The organism is Streptomyces spongiae, assembly GCF_009377185.1.
Taxonomy (GTDB): Bacteria; Actinomycetota; Actinomycetes; order Streptomycetales; family Streptomycetaceae; genus Streptomyces; species Streptomyces spongiae.
In genome coordinates this window covers 1-22,965 of the sequence record NZ_VJZC01000028.1, presented here as the reverse complement: position 1 = coordinate 22,965, position 22,965 = coordinate 1, and the positions used below count along the sequence as shown (strand labels likewise).

The 22,965-nt window shown below is 68.8% G+C and carries 19 protein-coding genes; 11 read left to right on the top strand and 8 right to left on the bottom strand.

The genetic code is table 11. The features are described from left to right. The first annotated feature begins 59 nt into the window (after positions 1-59). From FNH08_RS07025 to FNH08_RS07015, 3 genes are all read left to right on the top strand, one after another. The gene (locus FNH08_RS07025; RefSeq protein WP_322723906.1) at positions 60-1,379 is read left to right on the top strand and encodes an ABC transporter substrate-binding protein; all 1,320 of its coding nucleotides are present in this window, start codon (positions 60-62) and stop codon (positions 1,377-1,379) included. Beyond that, entirely contained in the window at positions 1,376-2,305 is a 930-nt protein-coding gene (locus tag FNH08_RS07020; RefSeq protein ID WP_152770375.1) for a carbohydrate ABC transporter permease, read from the top strand. Before FNH08_RS07025 ends, FNH08_RS07020 begins: the two co-directional genes overlap by 4 nt. A 62-nt stretch (positions 2,306-2,367) precedes the next feature. Beyond that, positions 2,368-3,234, top strand: coding sequence for a carbohydrate ABC transporter permease (locus FNH08_RS07015; protein ID WP_322723913.1), 867 nt, complete (start codon positions 2,368-2,370; stop codon positions 3,232-3,234). Between the two features lie 67 nt (positions 3,235-3,301). Here the strand turns inward: FNH08_RS07015 and FNH08_RS07010 are convergent, their stop codons facing one another. Further along, positions 3,302-5,350 (bottom strand): glycoside hydrolase family 2 protein, encoded by a 2,049-nt coding sequence (locus tag FNH08_RS07010; protein ID WP_152770374.1) that lies wholly within the window; start codon positions 5,348-5,350, stop codon positions 3,302-3,304. A gap of 157 nt (positions 5,351-5,507) precedes the next feature. Here FNH08_RS07010 and FNH08_RS07005 point away from each other — a divergent pair, with 157 nt between their 5' ends. Then, positions 5,508-6,800 carry a cellulase-like family protein gene (locus tag FNH08_RS07005; RefSeq protein ID WP_152770373.1) on the top strand — a complete coding sequence of 431 codons (1,293 nt, stop codon included), beginning with the start codon at positions 5,508-5,510 and terminating at the stop codon, positions 6,798-6,800. A gap of 327 nt (positions 6,801-7,127) precedes the next feature. Here the strand turns inward: FNH08_RS07005 and FNH08_RS07000 are convergent, their stop codons facing one another. From FNH08_RS07000 to FNH08_RS06980, 5 genes are all read right to left on the bottom strand, one after another. After that, entirely contained in the window at positions 7,128-7,550 is a 423-nt protein-coding gene (locus tag FNH08_RS07000; RefSeq protein ID WP_322723904.1) for a nuclear transport factor 2 family protein, read from the bottom strand. Then, positions 7,541-8,350, bottom strand: coding sequence for an MBL fold metallo-hydrolase (locus FNH08_RS06995; protein ID WP_152770372.1), 810 nt, complete (start codon positions 8,348-8,350; stop codon positions 7,541-7,543). The genes FNH08_RS07000 and FNH08_RS06995 overlap by 10 nt, the downstream gene beginning before the upstream one ends. Before the next feature lie 39 nt (positions 8,351-8,389). Beyond that, positions 8,390-9,007: a DsbA family protein gene (locus tag FNH08_RS06990; protein ID WP_152770371.1), complete on the bottom strand. Its 618-nt coding sequence runs from the start codon at positions 9,005-9,007 to the stop codon at positions 8,390-8,392. A 152-nt stretch (positions 9,008-9,159) separates the two neighbouring features. Then, positions 9,160-9,654, bottom strand: a complete 495-nt coding sequence (locus FNH08_RS06985) for a MarR family winged helix-turn-helix transcriptional regulator (RefSeq protein WP_322723902.1) — start codon at positions 9,652-9,654, stop codon at positions 9,160-9,162. Between the two features lie 725 nt (positions 9,655-10,379). After that, positions 10,380-11,168, bottom strand: coding sequence for an IclR family transcriptional regulator (locus FNH08_RS06980; protein ID WP_322723900.1), 789 nt, complete (start codon positions 11,166-11,168; stop codon positions 10,380-10,382). Between the two features lie 78 nt (positions 11,169-11,246). On the opposite strand from FNH08_RS06980, the gene FNH08_RS06975 reads away from it, so the two are divergent. The 4 genes from FNH08_RS06975 to FNH08_RS06960 are packed head-to-tail and all read left to right on the top strand — an operon-like array spanning position 11,247 to position 15,122. Beyond that, positions 11,247-12,398, top strand: coding sequence for a cupin domain-containing protein (locus FNH08_RS06975; RefSeq protein WP_152770370.1), 1,152 nt, complete (start codon positions 11,247-11,249; stop codon positions 12,396-12,398). Continuing rightward, complete coding sequence (locus FNH08_RS06970) at positions 12,395-13,231, top strand: fumarylacetoacetate hydrolase family protein (protein ID WP_322723898.1); 837 nt, start codon at positions 12,395-12,397, stop codon at positions 13,229-13,231. The genes FNH08_RS06975 and FNH08_RS06970 overlap by 4 nt, the downstream gene beginning before the upstream one ends. After that, on the top strand, positions 13,231-13,875 hold the full coding sequence (locus FNH08_RS06965) for a maleylpyruvate isomerase family mycothiol-dependent enzyme (protein WP_152770369.1): 645 nt from the start codon (positions 13,231-13,233) through the stop codon (positions 13,873-13,875). Before FNH08_RS06970 ends, FNH08_RS06965 begins: the two co-directional genes overlap by 1 nt. Positions 13,876-13,892: 17 nt before the next feature. Beyond that, the gene (locus FNH08_RS06960) at positions 13,893-15,122 is read left to right on the top strand and encodes an FAD-dependent oxidoreductase (RefSeq protein WP_152770368.1); all 1,230 of its coding nucleotides are present in this window, start codon (positions 13,893-13,895) and stop codon (positions 15,120-15,122) included. A 1,001-nt stretch (positions 15,123-16,123) separates the two neighbouring features. Here the strand turns inward: FNH08_RS06960 and FNH08_RS06955 are convergent. Continuing rightward, a complete protein-coding gene (locus FNH08_RS06955) occupies positions 16,124-18,181 on the bottom strand; it encodes an RICIN domain-containing protein (protein WP_152770367.1) in 2,058 nt (685 codons plus the stop codon). Between the two features lie 234 nt (positions 18,182-18,415). Next, the gene (locus FNH08_RS06950; RefSeq protein ID WP_152770366.1) at positions 18,416-19,480 is read right to left on the bottom strand and encodes a LacI family DNA-binding transcriptional regulator; all 1,065 of its coding nucleotides are present in this window, start codon (positions 19,478-19,480) and stop codon (positions 18,416-18,418) included. Between the two features lie 374 nt (positions 19,481-19,854). Between FNH08_RS06950 and FNH08_RS06945 the strand changes: the two genes are divergently transcribed. From FNH08_RS06945 to FNH08_RS06935, 3 genes are all read left to right on the top strand, one after another. Beyond that, a complete protein-coding gene (locus FNH08_RS06945; protein ID WP_152770365.1) occupies positions 19,855-21,165 on the top strand; it encodes an ABC transporter substrate-binding protein in 1,311 nt (436 codons plus the stop codon). Between the two features lie 33 nt (positions 21,166-21,198). Next, on the top strand, positions 21,199-22,179 hold the full coding sequence (locus FNH08_RS06940) for a carbohydrate ABC transporter permease (RefSeq protein WP_152770364.1): 981 nt from the start codon (positions 21,199-21,201) through the stop codon (positions 22,177-22,179). After that, on the top strand, positions 22,176-22,965 hold a 790-nt coding region (locus FNH08_RS06935), incomplete at its 3' end, for a carbohydrate ABC transporter permease (protein WP_152770363.1). The genes FNH08_RS06940 and FNH08_RS06935, both read left to right, overlap by 4 nt.

Sequence of the window (22,965 nt, the reverse complement as noted above, 5' to 3'; positions counted from 1 at the left end):
CCGTAGACAAAGAGATGTAAGGGACGTACATGAACAGCTCACCACCCTCACGGAGATCAGTGCTCCGATGGGGTGCCGGGGCGGCTGGAGTCTCCGCGCTTTCGGCCCTCACCGGCTGCGGGCAGACCGTCGGAGCCGCCCGCACGACCCGGCAGGAATCCACCCGCCCCGGCCAGAAGGTGAATCTCGTCTTCTGGACCTGGGTGCCGATGCAGAAGACCGTCGATCTCTGGAACAAGACGCACCCCGACATCCACGTCGAGATGCAGACCATCCCCGCGAGCACCGGGGGCGGCTACCAGAAGATGTTCTCCGCCCTGACAGCCGGGAACCCGCCGGACCTTGCGCAGGTCGAGTACCAGGAGCTTCCCGCCTTCATGCTGGTCAACGGCCTGACGGATCTGAGCAGTTACGGGGCCGACGAGCTGCGCGACAAGTACGTGCCGTGGCAGTGGAACCAGGGCGTCTTCGGCGGGCGGGTCCACACCATCCCCCAGGCGTCCGGCCCGATGGGACTCTTCTACCGCCAGGACCTTCTCGCGAAGTGGGGCATCGAAACCCCTGCCACCTGGGCCGAATTCGAGAAGGCCGCCCGCGTGGTCAAGGCCCGCGGCAACGGTGCCAGGCTGTCCGCGTTCAACCCCAACTCGCCCGCCTGGTTCGCCGCGATGTGCTGGCAGCGCGGGGCTCGCTGGGTGCACACCGAGGGTGACACCTGGATCGTCGGCATGAACGACGACCGCTCCCGCGAGGTCGCCGAATACTGGCAGAGATTGGTCCGCGACGACCTCGTCTTCGTCGAACCCGACCTGTCCAGCGGCTGGTACCGGCAGTTGCAGACCGGGCAGGTCGTCACCTGGATCGGACCGCAGTGGGGCGACGCCCTGCTGCGCGGCAACGCACCGGGCACCAAGGGAAAGTGGCGGGTCGCCCCACTCCCCCAGTGGAAGGCGGGACAGAACGCCTCCGCCAACTGGGGCGGAGCCTCCACCGCGGTCCTTCAGGGCAGCCGCCACCCGCGTGAGGCGCTGCAGTTCGCGCACTGGATCAACAGCGACCCGAAGGCCGTCGACCTCAACATCGCCGTCGGCTACGGCTGGCCCGCCGCAACCGGCGTGTTCGAAGGATCGGCACTCGACAAGCCCGACCCGTTCTTCGGCGGCCAGCGGTACAACGACGTCTTCACCGCGTCCGACCGGGCCATCGACACCTCCTGGAAGTGGTCACCCACCACCGACGCCGACTTCGCCCACCTCGGCGACGCCTTCGGCGCCGCCATGGCGGGAGAGGGCACGTTCGCCTCGGCTCTGGCCGACGCGCAGAAACGCGCCGTGGACGACCTGCTGGCCAAGGGCCTGAAGGCGAGGAGCCAGTCATGAGCAGCAACGACCTTGCTCGGGGCGGACGTCGGGGCACCGCTCGCCCGGACCGCGCCGCCTGGGGATTCCTGCTTCCCTTCGTCGCCCTCTTCCTGTTCGTGTTCGTCCTGCCGCTGGGCTACGCGGTCTACGAGAGCCTGCTGAAGCCGATCCGCTCCGGTCCGCTGGGCCTGGGCCCGGCCACCATCGGCTTCGCCGGTCTCGACAACTACACCCTCGCGCTCCAGCAGTCGGACTTCCTGGGCAGCTTCGGTCGGGTGCTGCTCTTCGGCATCGTCCAGGTCCCCGTGATGCTGCTGCTGGCCACCGTGCTGGCGCTGGTCCTCGACACGCTCTCCCAGCGCTGGGCGGGCATCCTGCGCGCCGCCTACTTCCTGCCCTACGGCGTACCCGGAGTCATCGCGTCGATCCTGTGGGGCTTCCTCTACGTACCGGGTGTCAGTCCCCTCGTCGACCTGCTCGGCAGGATCGGGCTCGCGCCCGACTTCCTCGGCTACCACGGCGTGCTGTGGTCCATCGCCAACATCGTGATCTGGGAGTTCACCGGCTACAACATGCTGGTGATCGTCGCCCAGCTCAAGTCGATCCCGCAGGAGTTGTACGAGGCCGCGCGCATCGACGGCGCGAGCTCCTGGCAGACGGCGGTGAGGATCAAGCTGCCGCTGGCCCGGCCCGCGCTGGTGCTCACCGGCGTGTTCTCCATCATCGGCACCCTGCAGCTGTTCGCCGAACCGCTGGTCATCAAGCCGCTGACCTCATCGGTCACCAGTGCGTACACGCCGAACCTGGCCGCCTACAACGAGGCGTTCGCCAACAACAACATCTACCTCGCCGCGGCCGAGTCGGTGATCCTCGCCCTGGTCGCGAGTGTGCTGTCCTTCGGCTTCCTCAGCCTGGTGAACCGTAAGGAAAGGGGCGCACGGTGAGCGTGTCCACACCGCAGACGACGAAGTCGGTGGACACCTCCACCGGCACCTCGCGAGCCGCCGTGGCCGGCCATGACGGTCGGCCGCCCCGAAGGCCGAAACCCTCGCGGATTCTGGTGGTCGCCCTGCTCACGATCGCGGCCCTCTACTTCCTGCTGCCCGTCTACTGGCTGGTGGTGGCCTCCACCAAGAGCAGCGCGGGGCTCTTCGGCAGTTTCGGGCTGTGGTTCTCCGACTCGCAGTGGCTGCACAACCTGTCGCAGGTCTTCTCCTACGACGACGGCGTCTTCTGGAACTGGACATGGAACAGCTTCCTTTACGCCGGGATCGGCGGCGCGCTGGCGACCCTGCTGGCATGTGCCGCCGGGTACGCCCTCGCCGTGTACCGCTTCCGCGGTCGCGAGGCGGTCTTCAAGGTCGTGCTCGCCGGTGTGCTGCTGCCCAGCACCGCGCTCGCACTCCCCCTGTACCTGCTGTTCAGCGAAGTGGGCCTGAACAACACCTACTGGGCCGTACTGATCCCCAGCATGGTCAGCCCGTTCGGGGTGTACCTGTGCCGCATCTACGCCGAGGCGGCCGTACCCATGGAGATGCTGGAAGCGGCACGGGTCGACGGCGCCGGCGAGCTGCGGATCTTCAACACCCTCGTCCTGCGCACCATGACGCCCGCCCTGGTGACCGTATTCCTCTTCCAGTTCGTCGGCATCTGGAACAACTACTTCCTGCCGCTGGTCATGCTCTCCGACGACCACAAGTACCCCCTGACCCTGGGCCTCACCACCTGGCAGTCCCAGGCGGACCGGCACCCCGAGCTCTACCAGCTCACCGTGGGAGGCGCGTTCCTGTCGATCCTCCCGCTGGCCGCCGCGATGCTCGTCCTCCAGCGCTTCTGGCGGTCCGGCCTCACCCAGGGCAGCGTCAAGGGCTGAAAGAAGCCGGTGAGAAGGGGAAGGGCAGCCTGCCCCTCCCCTTCTCACCGGCCGTCGATCCTCAGGGTCATCTGCCCTTCGGACGGGCTGCCTTGCGGAACGCGTCGTAGACGAGCTTGGGCCGCTCCTCGTCGAACGTGAGCAGGCCCATGACGGAGATCCCGTTGTAGGCCTGGTTGTATCCGGCCCGCTGTTTGTAGTCCTTGAGCACCCAATAGGTGAACCCGGCTACGAACTCGCTGCGCGCGGCCACCTGATTCCAGTGCGCGGTGAAGCTCGCCGCCTGCCACTCCTCGGTGCCCTGCGTGGTATCGGGACCGTGGGTTCCGGCCACCGACCAGGTGCCGTTCTCCGTGATCAGGATCGGCTTGCCGGGGTACTTCGCGTGCACCGCGTCCAGCGTCGGGCCGAGGTCGGCGTCCTTGCCGTAGAAGTAGCCGAAGTACTCGTTGAACCCGATCACGTCCGCGAGGTCGAAGGCGGGGTCGTTGCTGGTGTTGGACGCCCAGGTCACCGGACGGGCGGTGAGGTCGACCGCCTTCACCGCCGCCTTCATGTCGGCGAGCCAGGCCCGGTAGACCGGGGCACCGTCGGCGTCGATCTCCGACTCGTTCTGCAGTCCCCAGAGGATCACCGAGGGGTGGTTGTGCTGGTTCCACGCCATCGTCAGGGCCAAGGCGCGGGCGAGGCCGTAGCGCTCGGTCTGCAGCTTCTCCTGGGCGGTGTTGAGCCACATGGTGTCGATGTCGTCCATCACCAGCACGCCATGCGCGTCCGCCCAGTCGTAGACGTAGGGGTGCCGGTTGTAGACGCAGTTGCGGATGAAGTTGGCGCCCACTGCTGTGATGTGGCCAAGCTCGCGGTCATACTCGGTCGGCGTCATCGCCCTGCCGTGCGCGGCCGTCTCCTCGTGCCAGTTGAGCCCCTTTAGGAGCAGGGGTCTGCCGTTCAGCCTCAACTGCGCCTCGCCGACGGTCAGTTCACGCACGCCGTACACGGTGGACAACGTGTCCACCCGTGGGCCCGAGTGCCTCCCGGCGGTCAGGGTGGCTCGGGCGGTGAGCGTGCGCGGCGACGCCGGGCTCCATCGCGGGGCGCCGGGTATGCGGAGCACGACCCGTACGACGCCCGCCGACCGGGCAGCGATCCGGGCCGGGACCACGACGGGACTGCCGCCGCTCTCCCGGCCGGGATCGAGTGTGACCTGGCCGTCGAAGTCGGAGGTCCCGTGGTTCTCGATGACCGCGTGTGCCTCAAGGCGCCCGCGCGCGGCGGACACGAGCAGTTTGGCGAGGGTGACCTGCGGGACCGCCTCGATCCAAGCCGAGCGGGTCAGTCCCGCGTACGGCCAGTAGTCCACGGGCTTGTACGGGATCTCGTGGTCGTCGGTGACCGGCTGCGGAGGCGAGGCCGTGTAGTCGGTGTAGCTCGCCCGACGGAAGACCCGCACGGCGATCGTCTGGCGCGTTCCGGGCCGGAGCGCCCCCGCGGCCGGCAGCGCGAAGGGCGAGTTGGCACCTTCGTGCTTGCCGAGGTGCGTGCCGTCGACCCAGACCTCGGCGCTGTATCCGGCGGCCAGGAAAGCGATGCGCACGTGCCGGGCACGCCAGGACGCGGGTACGTCGACGGTGGTGCGGTACCAGGCGTAGCCGTCGGTGAATGCCGTGCCCTGGCCGAAGGGGGCGGTCTCCGAGCCGAAGCCGGGCGTGTCCAGCAGGTCCCAGGCCGCTGGGACGTCGATGCGGCCCCATCCCCGGTCGTCGTGGTGCGGGGACTGCCAGCCCTCGTCGAGCCCATGATCGGCGGGGTCGAAGCGGAAGCGCCACCGCTTGTCCAGGGACAGGTAGTCGCGCGTGGGCTCATGGGTGCGCCAGCCGTCGAAGGCCGGGAGCACCGTGCCGTACTGGAAGACGACGTTGGTGCCGCCGACGTCACGCACATGGGTGCCGGAGGGCTCGGTGGCCGGGTGGGTGTCGAGCACCGGGCCGTTCGCGTCGGCCGTGGCCGCGCCGTCTGCCGCTCGCGCCGTCTCCGGCCAGGCCGGCAGGGCGACGAAGGCGGCCGCGCCCAGCGCCGTGACGACGGTGCGCCGGGAGGGAGGGATGGATTCGGTCATGACGGGCGGCTCCTTGAGTCACGTACGTGTTCGTCCGCCCCACAGCCTGGACAAGCCAACCACCCTCGTCAAGGATTATTCATAAATAATGAATTGAGCTAGCGTGGTGCCGTCGACCGCCGACGGCGCCTTCCGTACACGAACGACGGGTGACCTCATGACCACCGCATCGCAGCAAGCCACGACGCCCGAGACCACGGGCCGACTGGCCATCACCTTGTGGGACTTCAGCTGGTACACACAGGCCGGACCCGGTGAGCCCTTCGCCGACCTCGACCGCGCCTTCGCCGAGACGGTGGAGCGGGGCTTCAACACCGTGCGGATCTGTGCCATGCCCTTCCTGCTGTTCTCCGGACGCGTCCCCGACCCGGAATCCCTCCAGGTCCGGGGCCTGGGCGAGCAGTTCGGACAGCGCACCCGCTGGTACGACGTCCGTGGCGGCTACCCGCTGGACGGCCGCCGACGGCTCGTCGAGCTGTTCGAGGCGGCCGCCCGGCACAACTGCAAGGTGATCGTCTCCTCGTGGGAGTACCAGCAGTCCCCCAGCTTCGCCGACACCGACGCCTGGCATCGCGCCCTGGCCGAAGTGCCGGGCCCGGACCGCGCCGAGGCGGTGGCCGAAGCCCTCGCCGAGCTGTTGGACTTCCTCACCGAGCGCGGGCTGTCCGACCGTGTCGCCTACGTCGAGGTGCACAACGAGGTCGACAACTGCTCCTTGGTACCGGCCGACGGCACCGCCGGCCACTACGCCCGGCTGCGCGACCCCCTCGAACGCGCCGTGAAACTGCTGCAGGCCCGCCACCCCGCCGTCCCCGTGACCTACTCGCTGGGAGAGCCCTGGCCCGGCGAACTCGACGACCTGCCCGAGCAGGCCCAGATCGCCCACTTCCACTTCTACGTCTACGGCGTCCTCGGCGCCCTCTACGAGGCCGTCGGGCTCGGCCACGGCACCGAAGCGGCGCCCGAGACCACCTCCTGGCCGACCCCCGAACTGGCCGCCATGCTGCGCCCCGACGCGCCCGCCTTCGCCGACTACCAGCCGGACGAACCGTGGCGCCTGGCCGCCACGGGCATCCCGCGCGAACTGTTCTACGCGCACGACTGGGTGGACCCCGACCGCTGGGACCTGTGGCTCTACGAGAACTATCCGACGCACCGGCAGGCCATGCGGGACACGCTGGCCGGATGGGTCGACTCCGTCGCCGAGTACGCCCGCGTGCGCGGCATCCCCGCCGTCCTCGGCGAAGGCGTCGTGGGGTACACGCCTCTCCTGACACGCTTCGAGGAGGACACCGTCGGCAAGGACATCGCGGAGTTCGTCGTCGACCGCTGCCTCGCGGCCGGCTTCCAGGGCGTCGTCCTGACCTCCAACGCCGCCCCGCACCACCCCATGTGGCACACCGACCAGGACTGGATGCGGCGAGTCAACGCCCGCGTCACCGCGGGCTGAACGCGATCCCGCAGCGGGCCCGGAACGCAGACGCCGAGCTGCCGCCCCCGGCACTGATGTCGAGGCGAGCAGTCGGCTTCAGCGACCTCGCGAAGCACACACGGAAACGGTCAGGCGGCGCGCTGAGCACCAGGGCCCACCGCGCAGCCGACGACTGAGCACGGGCCCGGCACTCCAGAGTTCCGGGCCCGATGGCGCATACCGGTCGGATCATGATGGCTCCGACCGGATCATCATGAGGTTGAGGGCGGGTCGCACGACTCGCGACGCGGTCCGGTTCCGGCGCGGACACGAGCTTCTCCTGTCCTCGGGTACCGGACGGTGCGTCTAGACGGTCATGGCGTCGCGTACGAGCGCGGTGTCGACGAACTGCTCGAAGCGGACGATGAGTCCACCCCGTACGACGAAGTGGTGGGCGACGCGCACGTCGATCGGCTTGCCGGTGGCCTTGTTGACGGCGGTGTAGCGGGCGAGGACGACGACGTTCTCGCCGTCGACGACGTAGGTGTCGTCGTGGGCGGCCCAGCCGTCCCAGTCCTGGCCGAGCTTCTCCATCACGCTGGACGTGACACCGTCGGGGGTGCGGTACGTGCCGGCGAGGGGGAAGCCGGCCATCTCCGTCCACTCCACGTCGGGGGCGAGAGTGGCCCGCAGGGCCTCCAGGTCACCGGCCGCGGAGGCCAGGTACTGGCGTCGTACGACGTCGGCGGGAGCGGTGGAGGTGGCGAACTCGGTCACGGTCAGCCCCACTTCATCTCGCCCTTGGCGACCTTCGCGCCGATCTGGGCAGCGATCAGCATGCCGTTGTCCGGATAGCGCTTGACGAGGGCGTCGGTCAGCGCGGCGCCGTCGGCTGCCTTGCCGAGCTCCTCCTCGAAGCTGAGGAGGTACTCGCGGGTGGCGGAGATGGCGGTCGCGTCGGCCGCGGTGCCGGGCAGGCGGTGGCCGGGGACGACCAGTTCGGGCTGGAGGGCGGCCATCTCGTCCAGCAGGTCGATCCAGGCGGCGCGGTCGCCGGGGGTGGGGGTGTCGGCGACCCAGACGTGCTCCTGCTGGAAGAGCAGGACGCCGCCGAGGAGGGCACGGCTCTCGGCCTGCCACAGGTAGTGGCGGTCGGGCAGCCCGGCCGGGCCGCCCTTGAGCTCGAAGCGGTGGCCCTCCAGGGTCAGGGTGTCGCCGGTCAGCGGAGTGAGGTCGACCAGACGGGAGGGGAGGTTCGGGCCGAGCGCGGCCCAGGCCTTGAGCTTGCCCTCGTAGGAGTGCTTGATGTGCTCGATGACGAGCGGGGTGGCCACGAACTTCGCCTCGGGAAAGGCGTCGGCGAGCACCTCGGCGCCGAAGTAGAAGTCGGGGTCGGCGTGGGAGACGAAGACGGTGGTCAGTGTCTTGCCGGAGTCGAGGATCTCGGCGGCCAGGCGGTGGCCGTCGGCGCGGGTGAAGGCGGCGTCCACCAGCAGCGCCTCACTCTCGCCGGTGACGAGGGCGGCGGTCTTGTTCTTGCTGCCGGCCGGGAAGTCCAGGTCGAGGACCTTGAAGGACAGGGTGCTCATTACGGGGCTCCTGTGCGAGTGGGGTGGGGATGGGGAGGTTCAGGGCGTGGGAAGGCCTGCGAGCCGCCGGTCGATCTCGTCGGCTGTGGCATGGCCGTGGGCCAACGGGGTGACGGAGTCTCCGTCGACGGCGAGCAGGGTGGGGAAGCCGGTGACGCCCAGGTCAGCCGCGCGGTGGAAGTCGTCCGCCGCCGTATGCGGCGCCTCGGGGCCTTCGAAAGCGGCGACCACGGCGTCGGCGTCGAGTCCGGCCTCCTCGGCGACCTTCCGGTACGTGGCCGCCTCCGACAGGCTGCGTCCGCCGACGTAGAAGGCGTGCTGGAGGGCCGCGGCGAGCTCCGCCGCACGGTCGGGGGCGGCCTGGCGCAGGGCCGCGACGCCACGGGCGGCGGCCTCGGAGTCCATCACGAACGAGCCGTCGGCGATCAGCTTCTCGTACGCCTCGCCGAACTCGGCGCCGGTCAGCTCGGCGATCTTGGCGTTCGCGCCCTGAACGTAGCCGAACTGGCGGATCGGCACCCGGCGCGATCCGGTGAACAGGCCGCCGGAGACGACCTCCACCGACAGTTCGGGGTGGCGGGCGACGATTTCGTGCAGGGTCGCGGAGAACCCGTGCGACCAGCCGCAGTAGGCGTCGAAGACATAGACGAGCTTCATCGAAGACCTCGGCAGAGTGGGGTGCCCGCCTGACGCGAGCGATTCACCTGACCAAACAGTAGCTGACTCGTCAGATATTCCTCGACTCCTGTGACGTGAGACATACAGGGGTAGCTCACGCCACTACATCAGCCTCGGCGCCAAACCGCAGGTCAGGGCAGCCTGGGCAAAACATCCCGGGCTGTGTGGCTGAGGATCCGGAGATCCTCCGCGAACCGCGCGCGGTCCGCGGGCGGAAGGGGCTGCACGAAGTAACGCTGGATGTTCTCCAGGTGAACCCGCGACGCGCGTACGGCCGTCTCCTCGCCCAGCGGGGTCAGGCGCACCAGCCGCCCGCGCCGGTCGTCCGGATCCTCCGCACGCTCGACGAGACCCGCCGCCTCCATACGGTCCACCAGCCGGGTGGCGCCACCCGTGGTCAGGACCTGCTCCTGGGCGACGGCCCGCATCGACAGCCCCGGCTCACCCGCCCGGCCGAGGATCAGCAGCACCTCGAACACCAGATGACTGATACCGCACTCCACCTCGAGCGCCCGGCCGAGGATGTACTCCAGCCGATTGGCCGCCCCTTGCAGCCGTCCGAACGCCAGAATGAGCTCGTGGTCAGCGGCCTCCTTCGCCGTCCTGATCTCCGCTTGCTCACCCACGGCTGCGCCGCCCCCTCCACCACTCGTCCTGGTACCACCGTACCGATCATGCAGAGGCGCAACGCCGGAAAGCACGGCCTGCGGCACGAGACCGTCGAACCCGTGACAGTCCCGGACTGAGCCACTGTTCCCGCCGTCGCCGACACGGGCTCACGCGCCGCAGTCGTGCGTCAGATGACGGCGGCGATCGTGGTCCGGTTGGGTTCGATGCCTTGGGGCCAGAGGTCGGGACCGAACGTTTCCCCAGCAGACCGAGCACGATCGGGGCCCCACGGCAGCGGGAAGTGCGGTGCGGTGGAATCGCGAAGACCAAGCAGGATCTCGACGAGACCGTCCGACTCGTCGGGCCGAGGGCAGCGAGATCGCGGCCCAGCCGGCCGACGTCCGTGACTTCGTCCGCAGCGACGGCGGCACACTGGACGACCCGTTCGCCGTCGGTGACCGGCGCGGGCCGAGGGCGACGGCAGGATCGCAGCCAACTCATCGCCGACCGAACGGGTCATCGGCGTCATTCCGGATGGACAGCGCCGATGTCACCCGACGTCAAAGCGCGGCCGTACACACCGCGCACTCGGCTTCGGAAGCCGGCGTGGCCCGCCGATGGGAACTGACAGGGGTGTCTGGCGCGATCAGCCCGGACCCGACGCCTTCTCGGGCTCTCGGGCTCTCGGGCCCTTCACGCCGTGCTGCGAAGGACATGTGGCTGTCGCAGGCGGGAGGCCCGGTCAGTGCCGGAAGTCCCGTTCCTGGTCGTCCAGTGCGGCTGAGACGCTCTCCGCTGCGGCGGTCAGGGCCGCCACGAGCCTCTTCACCCTCCCTGCCGAGTACCGCACGCTCGGCAGCGACACCGACACGGCCGCGATCGTGGTGCCTTTCATGTCGGTCACCCCGCGCCCGATGGCGACGACACCGCGCTCGGATCGCTCCAGGTTGACGGCGACGCCGCTCCGCCGAACGGCACGGAGCTCGGCACGCAGCTCCGTGAGGTCCGGGTGGTCTTCGGTCGTATCGGCCGGGATGTGGGTGTAGAGCGCGGTCAGCTCGTCGTCGCTGAGGGCGGCCAGTATGACCAGGCCGCCGCTCACCTGGTGTGCGGGGAAGACCATGCCCTCCCTGTTGCCGACGCGGAGGGCCTGCCTGCATTCGATCGAGGCGATGAAGCGGACGGTACGGCCAGTGCGGATGGTGACGTTCGCGGTCTCGTCGACAGTGTCGACGAGGGTCTGCAGCGGGCCGAGGGCTGCAGACCGGAGGGCGCTGACGTTCGACTGGGCTTTGGCCGCCATCTCCAGAACCGGGCCGACCCGATAGCTGCGGTCGTCGTTCTGCACCGCGAAGTCCCGGTAGACGAGTGTGGAGAGCAGCCGGTGAGCGCTGGAGCGGGCCACCCCGAGCCGCCGGGCGGCCTCCGACACGGTGAGCGGTCCCTCCACCTGCATTATCACTGCCAGTTGGAGGGCATGGTCCACGCTCGTCACCCCGTAGACAGGCGGGTTCTTCATCGACTTGGCCACGGCGGCCGCCTCCCCGAGGTTGTTCTGCTGAACAGAATCTACTGTTCCAGAGAGGGGAAGGCGAAGCACGGTGGAGGCATGACCGAAGAGGACGACGTCGTTTCCCCCCTGCACCTCACCGCCGAGGACCGGCCGGACCAGCCGCCCGTCACAGCCGGGCTCAAGGACCTCTACCGGGACTTCGAGAAGGCGCTCATGGTGCCGCTGTGGACCCGGATCGGCGACCTGATGCCCGGGCAGCCACGGTCGAAGGCGCAGCCTCACCTGTGGGAGTGGAAGGCTCTGATCGACCTGGCCGCCCGGTCCGGCGACCTCGTTCCGGTGGGCCGCGGCGGAGAGCGCCGGGCCATAGCCCTGGCCAACCCGAGCCTGGGCGGCAGGCCCTACGCGACCCCGACCCTGTGGGCCGCCATCCAGTACCTGATGCCCGGTGAGGATGCCCCCGAGCACCGGCACACCCAGAACGCCTTCCGGTTCGTGGTCGAGGGCGAAGGTGTGTGGACCGTCGTGGAGGGCGACCCGGTGCCCATGCGCCGCGGCGACTTCCTGCCGCAGCCCGGGATGAACTGGCACGCGCACCACAACTCGGCCAGTGAGCCCATGGCGTGGATCGACGGCCTGGACATCCCCTTCCAGTACGACATCGAGGCGCAGTTCTTCGACTTCGGCCGGGACGAGCTGACCGAGGAGGAGCACGCGACGCCCGACCGGTCCCGCTCTGAGCGGCTGTGGGGACACCCGGGGCTGCTGCCGGTCTCGCAGTTGGGGCACAAGGAGGGCACTCCGCTGCTGTGCTACCGCTGGGCGGACACGGATGCCGCGCTGACCGACCAGCTGGAGCTGGAACGCGAGGGCCGCCCCGGCACCGTCGGGCCCGGCCACGCGCTGGTGCGCTACACCAACCCCACCACGGCCGGCGACGTCCTGCCGACGATCCGTGCCCAGTTCCACCGCCTCGTCCCTGGCGCGGAGACCGCCCCGCGCCGGGAGACGGGTTCATCGGTCTACCAGGTCTTCGACGGCTCGGGCCGGGTGACCGTGGGCGATTTCTCCTGGCCGGTCCGGCGCGGCGACCTCTTCGTCGTCCCGTCCTGGCAGCCCCTGTCGATCCGCTCGGAGGCCTCGCCGTCCGACTCCGAGTCCGGCTCGCTGGACCTGTTCCAGTTCAGCGACGCCCCCCTGTTCAGCAAGCTCAACCTGTTCCGCACCCACATCGAGGAGAACGCGTGAAGCTCGCCACCATCCGTCTCGGCGACGGCACCACCACCGCGGTGCGCGTCGCCGGCGACGCCCTCGTCGATCTCGGACTGCCGGACGTGGGTGCCGTACTGGCATCGGCCGGCGGCCTCGAAGTCGCCGCATCGGCCGACGGCGAGCGGTACGCGGGCGCGGACGCCGCGTTCGCCCCGCTCGTCCCCCACCCCACCAAGGTGGTCTGCGTGGGCCTGAACTACCAGAACCACATCAAGGAGATGGGCCGCGACCTGCCCGAATTCCCCACCCTCTTCTGCAAGTTCGCGGACACCCTCGTCGGCGCCCTCGACGACGTGCGACGCCCGGTCGAGACCGAGCAGTTCGACTGGGAGGCCGAACTCGCCGTGGTCGTCGGCCGACAGGTCCGGCGCGCCGACGAGGCGGAGGCCGAGGCCGCCATCGCGGGCTTCACCGTCCTCAACGATGTCACCTGCCGCGACTGGCAGTTCCGCACCCGCGAGTGGCTGCAGGGCAAGAACTGGGACTCCACCACCCCGCTCGGCCCGTTCCTGGTCACCACCGACGAGGTCGGCGGCCCGCGCCCCGCGCTCGACATCCGCTGCGAGGTCAACGGCCAGGTCATGCAGCAGGACAACACCGGCGACCTGCTCTTCGACCCGGTCCACCTGGTCCGCTACGTCTCCACGATGATCCGGCTCAACCCCGGCGACATCATCGCCACCGGCACCCCCGGCGGCGTCGGCCACGCCCGCAAGCCCCAGGTGTACCTGCGCGAGGGCGACACCGTCGTCGCCGAGATCGAGGGCCTGGGCCGCCTCGAGAACCGCGTCGTCTCCGAGGGGTCGTGATGAGGACCCTCCGGACGACGCTGGCCTGGGTGGCCGAGGGCACCGCACTGTGCGGCAAGGCCGTCGCCGGCCTCGACGAGGAGGCGTACCGCGCGCCCTCGTTGCTCCCCGGCTGGACCCGGGGGCACATCGTGGCCCATGTGGCCGCCAACGCCCGGGCCCTCAGGAACCTCATGCACTGGGCCCGCACCGGTGAGCCCACCCCGATGTACAGCTCGCCGGAGCAGCGCCTGGCGGACATCGAGTCGGGCGCCGGGCTGCCCGCCGCCTGGCTCACCGCCTGGTTCGAGGAGTCGGCGCAGCTGCTGTCCTACGCGATGGCCGAACTGACCGAGGGGCAGTGGCGGGCGGAGGTACTGACCGCCCAAGGGCGGACCGTTCCGGCGAGTGAGGTCCCGTGGATGCGCACCAGGGAGGTCATGGTGCATGCCGTCGACCTCGACACGGGCATCCAATTCGCCGACCTGCCCGAGGAGTTCCTCGCCGAACTGCGCCACGACATCGTCGGCAGGCGCGGCAGCGAAACTGTCCCCGCCGTCCAGGGCAGCGACGCCGACATCACCGCCTACCTCGCGGGCCGCCCGTACACCGGCGTGACGACCGACGACGGCTCCCCGGCCGAACCCCTGGCTCCGTGGCTGTGACCCTGCGGGAGCGAGACATGAACACCACAGACACCCCCCGGCGCCCCGACGTACTGGTGGTCGGCGGCGGAATCGGCGGTCTCTCGGCCGCGCTGGCACTCACCCTCCAGGGCCTGCGAGTCCGCCTCTATGAGCAAGCCCCGGAGTTCGGCGAGGTCGGGGCAGGACTGCAGCTCGCGCCGAACTGCACGCGGATCCTGCACGAATACGGCCTCCTCGACGAGGTCGTCCGACTCGGTGTGCTGCCCGAGCACATGATCATGAAGGACGCCCTCGACGCGAGCGAGCTGACCCGGGTCGACCTCAAGGACCTGGAACGCCGATACGGCTTCCCGTACTTGGTCATCCACCGCAGCGACCTGCACGGCGTCCTCCTGCGCGGCTGCGAGCGGACAGGAGGGGAACTGGTGACCGGCACACGCTGTGTGACGTACGAGAACATCGAGGGCGGCGCGCGTGTCACCTTCGCCGACGGCCGGAGCGACGAGGCCGAGGTCATCCTCGCTGCGGACGGGCTGCACTCCGTCGCGCGGCCCCTGCTCGTCGACGACGAACCCGTCAACTCGGCGTACGTCGCCTACCGTGGCGCGGTCCCCATCGAGCAGGTGCGCGCCAACGACGTACACGAGAAGGACGTCGTGCTGTACGTCGGACCGCACTGTCACTTCGTCCAGTACCCGCTGCGCGGCGGCCGGATGTTCAACCAGGTCGCGGTGTTCCGGTCGCCGAAAGCCCTGGCCGGCCAGGACGACTGGGGCACCCCGGACGAACTCGACCGGGCCTTCGAGGGAACGTGCGGCCCGGTCCAGAAGGGCCTGCCGTTGATGTGGCGCGACCGCTGGTGGCGGATGTTCGACCGCGAGCCGCTCATGAAGTGGGTCGCTGGCCGCATCGCCCTGCTCGGCGACGCGGCCCACCCTCCGCTGCAGTACATGGCCCAGGGCGCCGTCATGGCCGTCGAGGACGGCTGGGTGCTGGCCCAGCACGTGGGCGCACAGCGCGCGAAGCGGTCCGGGCAGGGGTCCGGTGTCGGCTGGGAGACGGCACTCGCCGCCTACGAGGCCGTACGACCCGAACACTGCCGCCGTGTCGTCCTCACCGCACGCTCCTGGGGCGAACTCTGGCACCAGTCCGGTACCAAGCGGGAGCAGCGCAACGCCGTGCTGCGCGCCCGCGACACCTACGACTACTCCTTCATGGACTGGGTCTACGGCCCAACGGCGCTGACTCCCTCGGCGCTCTGCTGATCGGCCTGGTCCCCCGTACACAGGAAGCGGACACTCGGGCGGGGCATGCGGGTGAGGGCGAACCGTGCGCCCCCTCGCGGAGCAGACGTGAGCGCCCCACAGGGCACTCAGAACAGGGTCTCCGGGCGCGTGATCTCTTGAGGGACCCAGCGTGAAGCACTGTTCAGTGCCACGGAGGTCTCGATGACCACTGCGACCTGTTCCGCCGCCGGCGCGACCGCCGTGTCGACCACCCTGGGCTGGCGTCTGGTCAACGAGCGCATACCAGAGGTGACCGCTGGCGACGAGCACCGAGCCACCACGCAAAGTCATGATCGACTACCCCGATTCCGGCAGGAACGACGTCGCGTCTCCGCTGGAATGGGCTGTCCGGCGGCGGCATCGGCGGACAGCGATGTTCCGTGGCACCGGCTGCCACAGCTGCCTGGTCAAGCGGGGGGGAGGTGCCCCGTCCGGTGAAGGACTCGATGAACGCCGTTGTCTCAGGCCGGTTGATGGCCTGCGCGATCACCGGAGCCTCCGCACGGCCGATTTCCCCGCGGGGCAACTCCCGCGAGCGGAAAAGCCGTTTGGCCTGCCTGAGCACGAACGGAGCTCCCGCCGCGAGACGTTGGGTGAGTCGGCCGACCCGCCCGGCGAGGGAAGTCATCCACCACCTCGGAGACCAAGCCCCACCGTCGATCGACGTCCAGCCGCCGTGGGACGTCCCCGACACCGTCGTGATCACCGCCGCGGTGTCGGGTCGCATCGTCCGGCAGGAGCCGGAGGACCGGTCCGCCGGCTTCGGCCTCGACTACGACTCGTTCGTGACCGCCGCCGTGGAATCGATCGAAGCGGGAGCCAGTGGCATACACCTGGACATCCTCGGCATCCCGAAGATCTGGCCACCGGATCCCGTGCCGCCCATCAGGAACGTCCCGCCGCGGGGAGGAATTCCTCCCTTGCCGGATGTGGAGAGCGGGCGTGGACACACGCCCGCTCTCCTCACCCAGCGCAGCCACTCAGTTGATGCGGACGATCTTCCAGAGCTGGTCGTCGTTGTTGAGGTCGTTCCACTGCACGACCGGAGCGCCGTTGCTGGTGGAGGACCCGGCGACACCGGCGTGGAGACCGCTGTTCACGTTCCTGAGCTCGTAGTAGCCGTCGCCCGCGTCGACGAGTGTCCACTTCTGCGAGTCGGCGGTGGAGGGTGTGTTCTGGACGACGGCGGCTCCCGCGGAGGTGGAGCTGTTCCCGATGTCCAGGTTGAGGTTGCTGTTGACGTTCTTGATGGTCCAGGCTCCGCTGCCCGTGGACTGGAAGGTGAACAGCTGGCAGAAGCAGCCGGAGTTGTTCCACTGCTGGACAGCCGTGCCGGAGGCGGTGGAGGCCTGGGGGATGTCGAGGTACCTACCGCTGTTCTTGTTGACGAAGACGTACTGTCCGGTGCCCAGCGGGGGCAGGGCGGTCTGGGTGAAGTCCCAGCGCTGACAGTCACAATTGGTGCCGCTCCACTGGGCGGCCTGCGTTCCCCCGGCCGTGGAGGCACCCGGGATCTCCAGGTACTTGCCGGTCACGCGGTTGGTGATCGTGTAGCCGCCGGCGGGGTGCGGGGCGACGGCCCATTCGTGGTCGAGGGTGCCGTTGTCGTCCCACTGCAGGATCTTGGCGCCGTCGGCGGTGGACTGGTTCTGGACGCCCAGTACCTTGCCACTGGCCACATTGAAGATCTTGAAGTAGCCGGACGGCTGCTGGGCGAAGCGCCACTTCTGGTCGGTGCCGTTGGTGGTGGTCTGCTGGGTCGCGCCGGTGCCGTTGGTGGTGGAACCGCCGGCGATGGTGAGCTTCAGGTCGCTGTGCGCGTTGGACAGGGTGTAGGTGGCGCCGTCGGAGATGCCGCCGCCCAGGTCGACGACGCTGTAGGTGACCGGGTTGAGGCCTGTGCTTCGCCCGCGGCCCCCGCTGAGCACCATCAGGCTGTGGCCGTCGGCCAACGGGAGCAGGCCTCGGCTGTAGCCCCTGGCGACGTTGGAACGCATACGGGTCCAGGCGTTCGCCGCGCCGTTCTGCGTGTTGATGAACAGATCGTCCTGGGTGTCGCCGCTGACGACGAGGGTGCCGTTCGGGCCTCCGGCCGGCAGCCAGGTGACGAAGGGCGCGCCGCTGGGGATGGTGCCGTCGGTCGAGCGCAGCACCTGGCCGGGGGCGGAGATGAAGTTCTCGGGGTCGGAGGAGATGTGGTAGTACACGGAGCAGCCGCCCTCGGGCGCACCGCAGTACTCGTGGGTCATGACGTAGTTGCCGTTGGGCAGCCGGGTGACCACGGGCATGCCCGGGCGGTCCGCGTACGTGGGCATCGCCACGTCGTCCACGACCGGGCCCCAGTTGCGGAGGTCCGTGGAGACCTGGTGGACGATCTTCTGGCCGTGGTCGGGGTCGCGCTGGTCGGAGTAGTAGACGATCAGCTTGTCGCCGGAGATCAGGAAGAACGGCTCCCAGACCGGCGTGTAGCCGTTGCTGGATATCGCCCGTCCACCGGTGGCGATGTTGGTGACGAAGCTCCAGCTCTGGCCGCGGTCGGTGCTGGCGTACAGGTCGATCTTGATGGCCGCGCGGTCGGCGGGGACGGAGGCTCCGGCGGCGAGGATGGTGCCCACCGGGAAGCCGCCCATGGCCTTGGGGAGTTCGAACAGCTCGGGCTCCCAGCGCATGCCCCAGCCGTTCTGGGTGTCGGCGACCTCGGAGATCTTCGTCCAGGAGTTGCCGTTGTCGGTGCTGCGGTAGATCGGGAAGACCGGCGTGCCATTGGTGTACTGCTCGAACGTCGACAGGATCGTGCCGTTGGCCGAGCCGTTGTGCTGCAGACGCAGCGCCCGCGGATAGAGCGAACCGGGCGAGGGCGCGTCCGACGGTGGCGTGTACAGCGTCTGCGACGGACGGGCTTCCGCCTCCGCCCGGCCCGCGGCGGGGAGAGTCAGCGTCCCTACCGCGACGAGCAGGGCAAGCATCAACGTCAGGAGGGAGAGGGGACGGTAACGCGGAGCGGCGCCGGGTCTGGCGCCTGTCTTCGCAGGGGACATGTGCGGCTCCCGGGGAAAGGGATGGAGGTGTTTTCGGTGCCCGCCGTAGCCCGCGGTGATCCAGGCGGGGAGGCGGAGTCGATGAGTGACGTCAGCCGGTGCGACGCGTGGGTGCGGACGGCGTCGCGGTGTTGACGCCGCCGACGGCCGTGCGGTGAGGCGGCCGTCGGGACGGCACAGGGCGGCTCGGGCATGTGGCCGAGTTGCCCTGCTGAAGACGGGGGTGGGTGCTGCTCAGATGGCCGGAGGTACCGTCCGGCCGTGCGGGGGCGGCGGGGGTGCGGTCGAGCCGCGGACGACGAGGTCGACCGGTGGTTCGCTCGCCGCAGGCAACTCGCTCTCCGGCTTTTCGATGGCGTGCACGAGCAGCCTGATTCCTTCTCGTGCCGCGGCGTCGAAGGGCTGACGTACCGTGGTCAGGGGAGGAGTGACGTAGGCGAAGACGGGGTTGCCGTCGAAACCGACCACGCTGATGTCCTCCGGCACACGCCGGCCGGCCTCCCGCAGGGCGTGGATCAGGCCGATGGCCATCTCGTCGCCCGCCGCGAACACCGCCGTCACCGAGCTGTCCACAGCCAGCGCGCGACCTGCCGCGTAACCGGATTCGGGTGACCAGTCGCCTTGGATCACCGGCGGTTCCTGTGCCCCTCGTGCCGCCAGTGCCGCCCGCCAGCCCTCGATACGGTCCGTGGACGCGTACCAACGGGCGGGGCCGGCGAGGTGGTGAACGGTCGTGTGCCCCAGGTCCAGCAGATGATCGGTGGCCGTCCGTGCCAGTGCGTGGGCGCCGACGCCCACGGTCAGGGTCCGGGCGGAGGGGAAGGACGGCGGCGCGCCCAGGAACAGGACCGGCACGTCGATGCGGAGGGATACCTCTCCTTCCACGACGGGCTCGGAGACGACGATCCCGTCAACTCCCTGTTCCAGTAGGGACATCACCGCGCCGGCGATGCCTTCAGGGTCCCCGTCCGGCGTATTGACCACACGCAGCGCGTACCCGGCGTCGCGCACGGCTTTCTCGATGCCCACGAGGAGCATGGCGGTTCCGTACCCGGCCGTCCCCAGGGCGACGACGCCGATGGAGCGGTTCCGCCCCGAGGCCAGCGCCCTGGCCGCGTGGTTCAGCCGGTATCCGAGTTTCTCGGCGGCACCGAGGACGCGTTCCCGGACCTCGTCGGACACATACGGCTCGTTGTTGAGGACCCGCGACACCGTCTTGCGCGAAACGCCGGCCACGCGGGCCACGTCCGCGCTGCGCGGTGCGGGAGAACCCGCGCTGCGCCCTGCCACTGGTGTCATGAGAGCTCCTGTCGGCCGTATGCCTGTCGCCTGCTGCCTCGCCACCTGGCACTTGCATCAGGCGAGGTCAGCCATATGACCGCGCGGTCACTGACCGCGCGGTCATATCTAGACAGCCGGACGGTCAGGCGTCAAGAGCACGCGCAGAATTTCTTCCGCCGACAGGCCGCACAGCCGCGAAAGGAGCGGTCCGCTCGATATGTTCTCCGCAGAGCCTTGACAGCGAGCTCCCGGGAAGTTCACTCTTCGACGCGTCGACCGATCGGATCTGTCCGATCGCGTTTGTTTCTGGTCGCATCGTCGACCGTTCCCCGTCATGCCCTCCTTGAGCCGACGCGCCATGCCCGGGCCATGACAGCCCCTCAGGAGCCGAAATGCGCCTTTCATCCCCTGGTCAGCCCCTGCCTGGTACCAGCCGCCGCGCCGTGCTGCGCGGACTCGGCGGAGCCGCGGTACTGGGTGCCGGCATCCCCCTGCTGAGTGCCTGCGCCGGCAGCTCCACCTCGTCGGAAACCAAAACCGTCACCGTCGGCTCCAACGCGTCCGACGCCGTGCCGAAGAAGGCGTACGGCGACGTCTACGCGGCCTTCACGAAGCAGTCCGGGATCACGGTCGACATCAACACCAAGGACCACAACACGTTCCAGGAGCAGATCAACTCCTACCTGCAGGGCACACCGGACGACGTGTTCCAGTGGTTCGCCGGCTACCGGATGCAGTTCTTCGCGGCCAAGGGGCTGGCCACCCCGATCGACGACGTGTGGAAGACGATCGGCGACAACTTCCCCAGTGCCATGCACGACCTGAGCAAGGGTCAGGACGGCAAGTACTACCTGGTGCCGCTGACCACGTCCCCGTGGGCAGTCTTCTACCGCAAGAGCGTCTTCCAGAAGTACGGCTACGAGGTCCCCACCACGTGGGACGCGTACGTCGCCCTGTGCAAGCAGATGAAGAAGGACGGCCTCGTCCCGATCGCGTTCGGCGACAAGGACGCCTGGCCGGCGATGGGCTCCTTCGACCAGATCAACTTCCGCCTCAACGGCTACGACTTCCACGTCGAGCTGATGGCGGGCAAGGCTTCGTGGACCGACGCCAAGGTCCGCAGGGTTTTCGACACCTGGGCCGAGACCCTCCCCTACCACCAGGAGGGCGCGGTCGGCCGTACCTGGCAGGACGCCGCCCAGACGCTGGTGGCGAAGAAGGCCGGCATGTATATGCTCGGCATGTTCGTGGCCCAGCAGTTCACCAACAAGGCCGACCTGGACGACCTCGACTTCTTCGCCTTCCCCGAGATCGACCCGGCGTACGGGCAGGACACCGTGGAGGCGCCGACCGACGGCATCATGCTCAGCAAGAAGCCCAAGAACCACGCCGGATCCGTCAAACTGCTCGAATTCCTGGGCACGCCCCAGGCCGAGGAGACCTACCTGAAGGCCGACCCGAGCCTTATCGCCGCCTCATCGAAGGCCGACACCTCCGCCTACAGCGCCCTTCAGAAGAAGGCGTACGAGATGATCAGCGGCGCACAGCACCTCACGCAGTTCATGGACCGTGACAGCCGACCGGACTTCACCTCGACGGTGATGCAGCCCGCGCTGCAGAAGTTCGTCCGCAATCCCAAGGACGTCGACAGCCTGCTGTCCTCGATCGAGCGCCAGAAGAAGACGATCTTCGCGTCCGCCTGAGACCCCCTTCTGAAGCGGATGAGCACCGACACCATGAGCTCCGAAACGACCACGAAGACCCCGGAGGTGGCCACGGTGCCGCCTCCGGGCGCCGCGACGCCGAAGAGGCGGGCTTCGCAGGGCCACCGGCGCCTGCTGACCCGCCGCGACCGGCTCACGCTCGGCCTGATGGCCGGCGTGCCGACGATCCTGCACGTGACCCTCGTCTGGGTCACCGCCCTCGCCTCCATCGCCCTGGCCTTCACCACCTGGGACGGCATCGGCTTCGACTCCATCACGTGGGTGGGGTTGGACAACTTCAAGGAGCTGTTCACCAACAACCCGCAGTTCTGGCCCGCCGTAGAGCACAACGTCGTCTGGTTCGTCGTGCTCATCCTGATCCCCACCCCGCTCGGGCTCTTCCTCGCGGTCCAGCTGGACAAGAAGGTCCGCTTCAGCCGCGTCTACCAGACCGCCTTCTTCCTGCCGGTCGTGGTCTCACTCGCGGTCACCGGATTCGTCTGGCAGCTCGTCTACAACCCCGACACCGGCCTGATCAACAGCCTCATCGGGGCCAACAAGCCCGGCCACTACATCGACTGGATCGGCGACCCGCACCTGAACCTGTGGGCGATCCTGGTCGCCGCGTGCTGGCGGCACACCGGCTACATGATGATCCTCTACCTGGCCGGCCTGAAGGGCGTGGATCCGTCCCTTCGCGAGGCGTCCTCGCTGGACGGCGCCAACGAGTGGCAGACGTTCAAGAACGTGATCTTCCCGACCCTGCGGCCCACGAACACCGTGGTGCTCGTGGTGACGATCATCGAGGCGCTGCGCGCCTTCGACCTGGTCTTCGTCTTCAACAAGGGCGCCCAGGGCACCGAACTGCTGTCGATCCTGATCACCAACAACATCATCGGCGAGTCCAGCCGCATCGGATACGGCTCCGCGATCGCCGTCGTCCTCCTCGTGATCTCCCTCGCCGTGATCATCCCCTACCTGATCTCGACCTTCCGGAAGGAGCGGAGCGCATGAGCACCATCACCGTGTCCCCGAAGCAGCGCACGCCCATCCGCCCCGCCCGGATCCTGCTGCACACGTTCCTCGTCGCGACGGCCCTGGCCTGGCTGGCACCCCTGCTGTGGGCGCTGTTCGCGGCCCTGCGCCCGTACTCCGAGACCAGCAACAAGGGCTACGTCTCCTGGCCCGACAAGCTCAGCTTCGACAACTTCACCAACGCGTATCTGCAGTCGGACATGATGCACTACTTCGGGAACACGCTGATCATCGCGATCCCGGCGGTGCTGCTCACCCTGTTCCTGTCCTCCTGCATCGCCTTCTACGTCAGCCGCTTCGACTTCCGCGTCAACCTCTTCCTGCTCCTGGTCTTCACCGCCGGCAACCTCCTCCCCCAGCAGGTCATCATCACCCCGCTGTACCGCCTGTACCTACTCATCGACCTGCCCGGCATCACGATGAGCGGCAAGCTGTACGACTCCGCGCTCGGCCTGGTCCTCATCCACATGGCGTTCCAGTCCGGCTTCTGCGCCTTCGTGCTCAGCAACTACATGCGGATGCTCCCGCACGAACTGACCGAGGCGGCCCTCGTCGACGGCGCCTCCGTGTGGCGGCAGTACTGGCAGATCGTGCTGCCACTGTGCAAACCGGCGATGGCGGCCCTGGCGACCCTGCTCTCCATCTGGATCTACAACGACTTCTTCTGGGCCATCGTGCTGATCTCCACCGGCGAGAACATGCCGATCACCTCGGCCCTGAACAACCTCTCCGGCCAGTACTTCACCGACCCCAACCTCGTCGCCG

Coding starts and splice junctions, on each gene's coding strand:
- FNH08_RS07020 (WP_152770375.1), top strand. CDS start 1,376: ATGAGCAGCAACGACCTTGCTCGGGGCGGACGTCGGGGCACCGCTCGC.
- FNH08_RS07010 (WP_152770374.1), bottom strand. CDS start 5,350: ATGACCGAATCCATCCCTCCCTCCCGGCGCACCGTCGTCACGGCGCTG.
- FNH08_RS07005 (WP_152770373.1), top strand. CDS start 5,508: ATGACCACCGCATCGCAGCAAGCCACGACGCCCGAGACCACGGGCCGA.
- FNH08_RS06995 (WP_152770372.1), bottom strand. CDS start 8,350: ATGAGCACCCTGTCCTTCAAGGTCCTCGACCTGGACTTCCCGGCCGGC.
- FNH08_RS06990 (WP_152770371.1), bottom strand. CDS start 9,007: ATGAAGCTCGTCTATGTCTTCGACGCCTACTGCGGCTGGTCGCACGGG.
- FNH08_RS06975 (WP_152770370.1), top strand. CDS start 11,247: ATGACCGAAGAGGACGACGTCGTTTCCCCCCTGCACCTCACCGCCGAG.
- FNH08_RS06965 (WP_152770369.1), top strand. CDS start 13,231: ATGAGGACCCTCCGGACGACGCTGGCCTGGGTGGCCGAGGGCACCGCA.
- FNH08_RS06960 (WP_152770368.1), top strand. CDS start 13,893: ATGAACACCACAGACACCCCCCGGCGCCCCGACGTACTGGTGGTCGGC.
- FNH08_RS06955 (WP_152770367.1), bottom strand. CDS start 18,181: ATGTCCCCTGCGAAGACAGGCGCCAGACCCGGCGCCGCTCCGCGTTAC.
- FNH08_RS06950 (WP_152770366.1), bottom strand. CDS start 19,480: ATGACACCAGTGGCAGGGCGCAGCGCGGGTTCTCCCGCACCGCGCAGC.
- FNH08_RS06945 (WP_152770365.1), top strand. CDS start 19,855: ATGCGCCTTTCATCCCCTGGTCAGCCCCTGCCTGGTACCAGCCGCCGC.
- FNH08_RS06940 (WP_152770364.1), top strand. CDS start 21,199: ATGAGCTCCGAAACGACCACGAAGACCCCGGAGGTGGCCACGGTGCCG.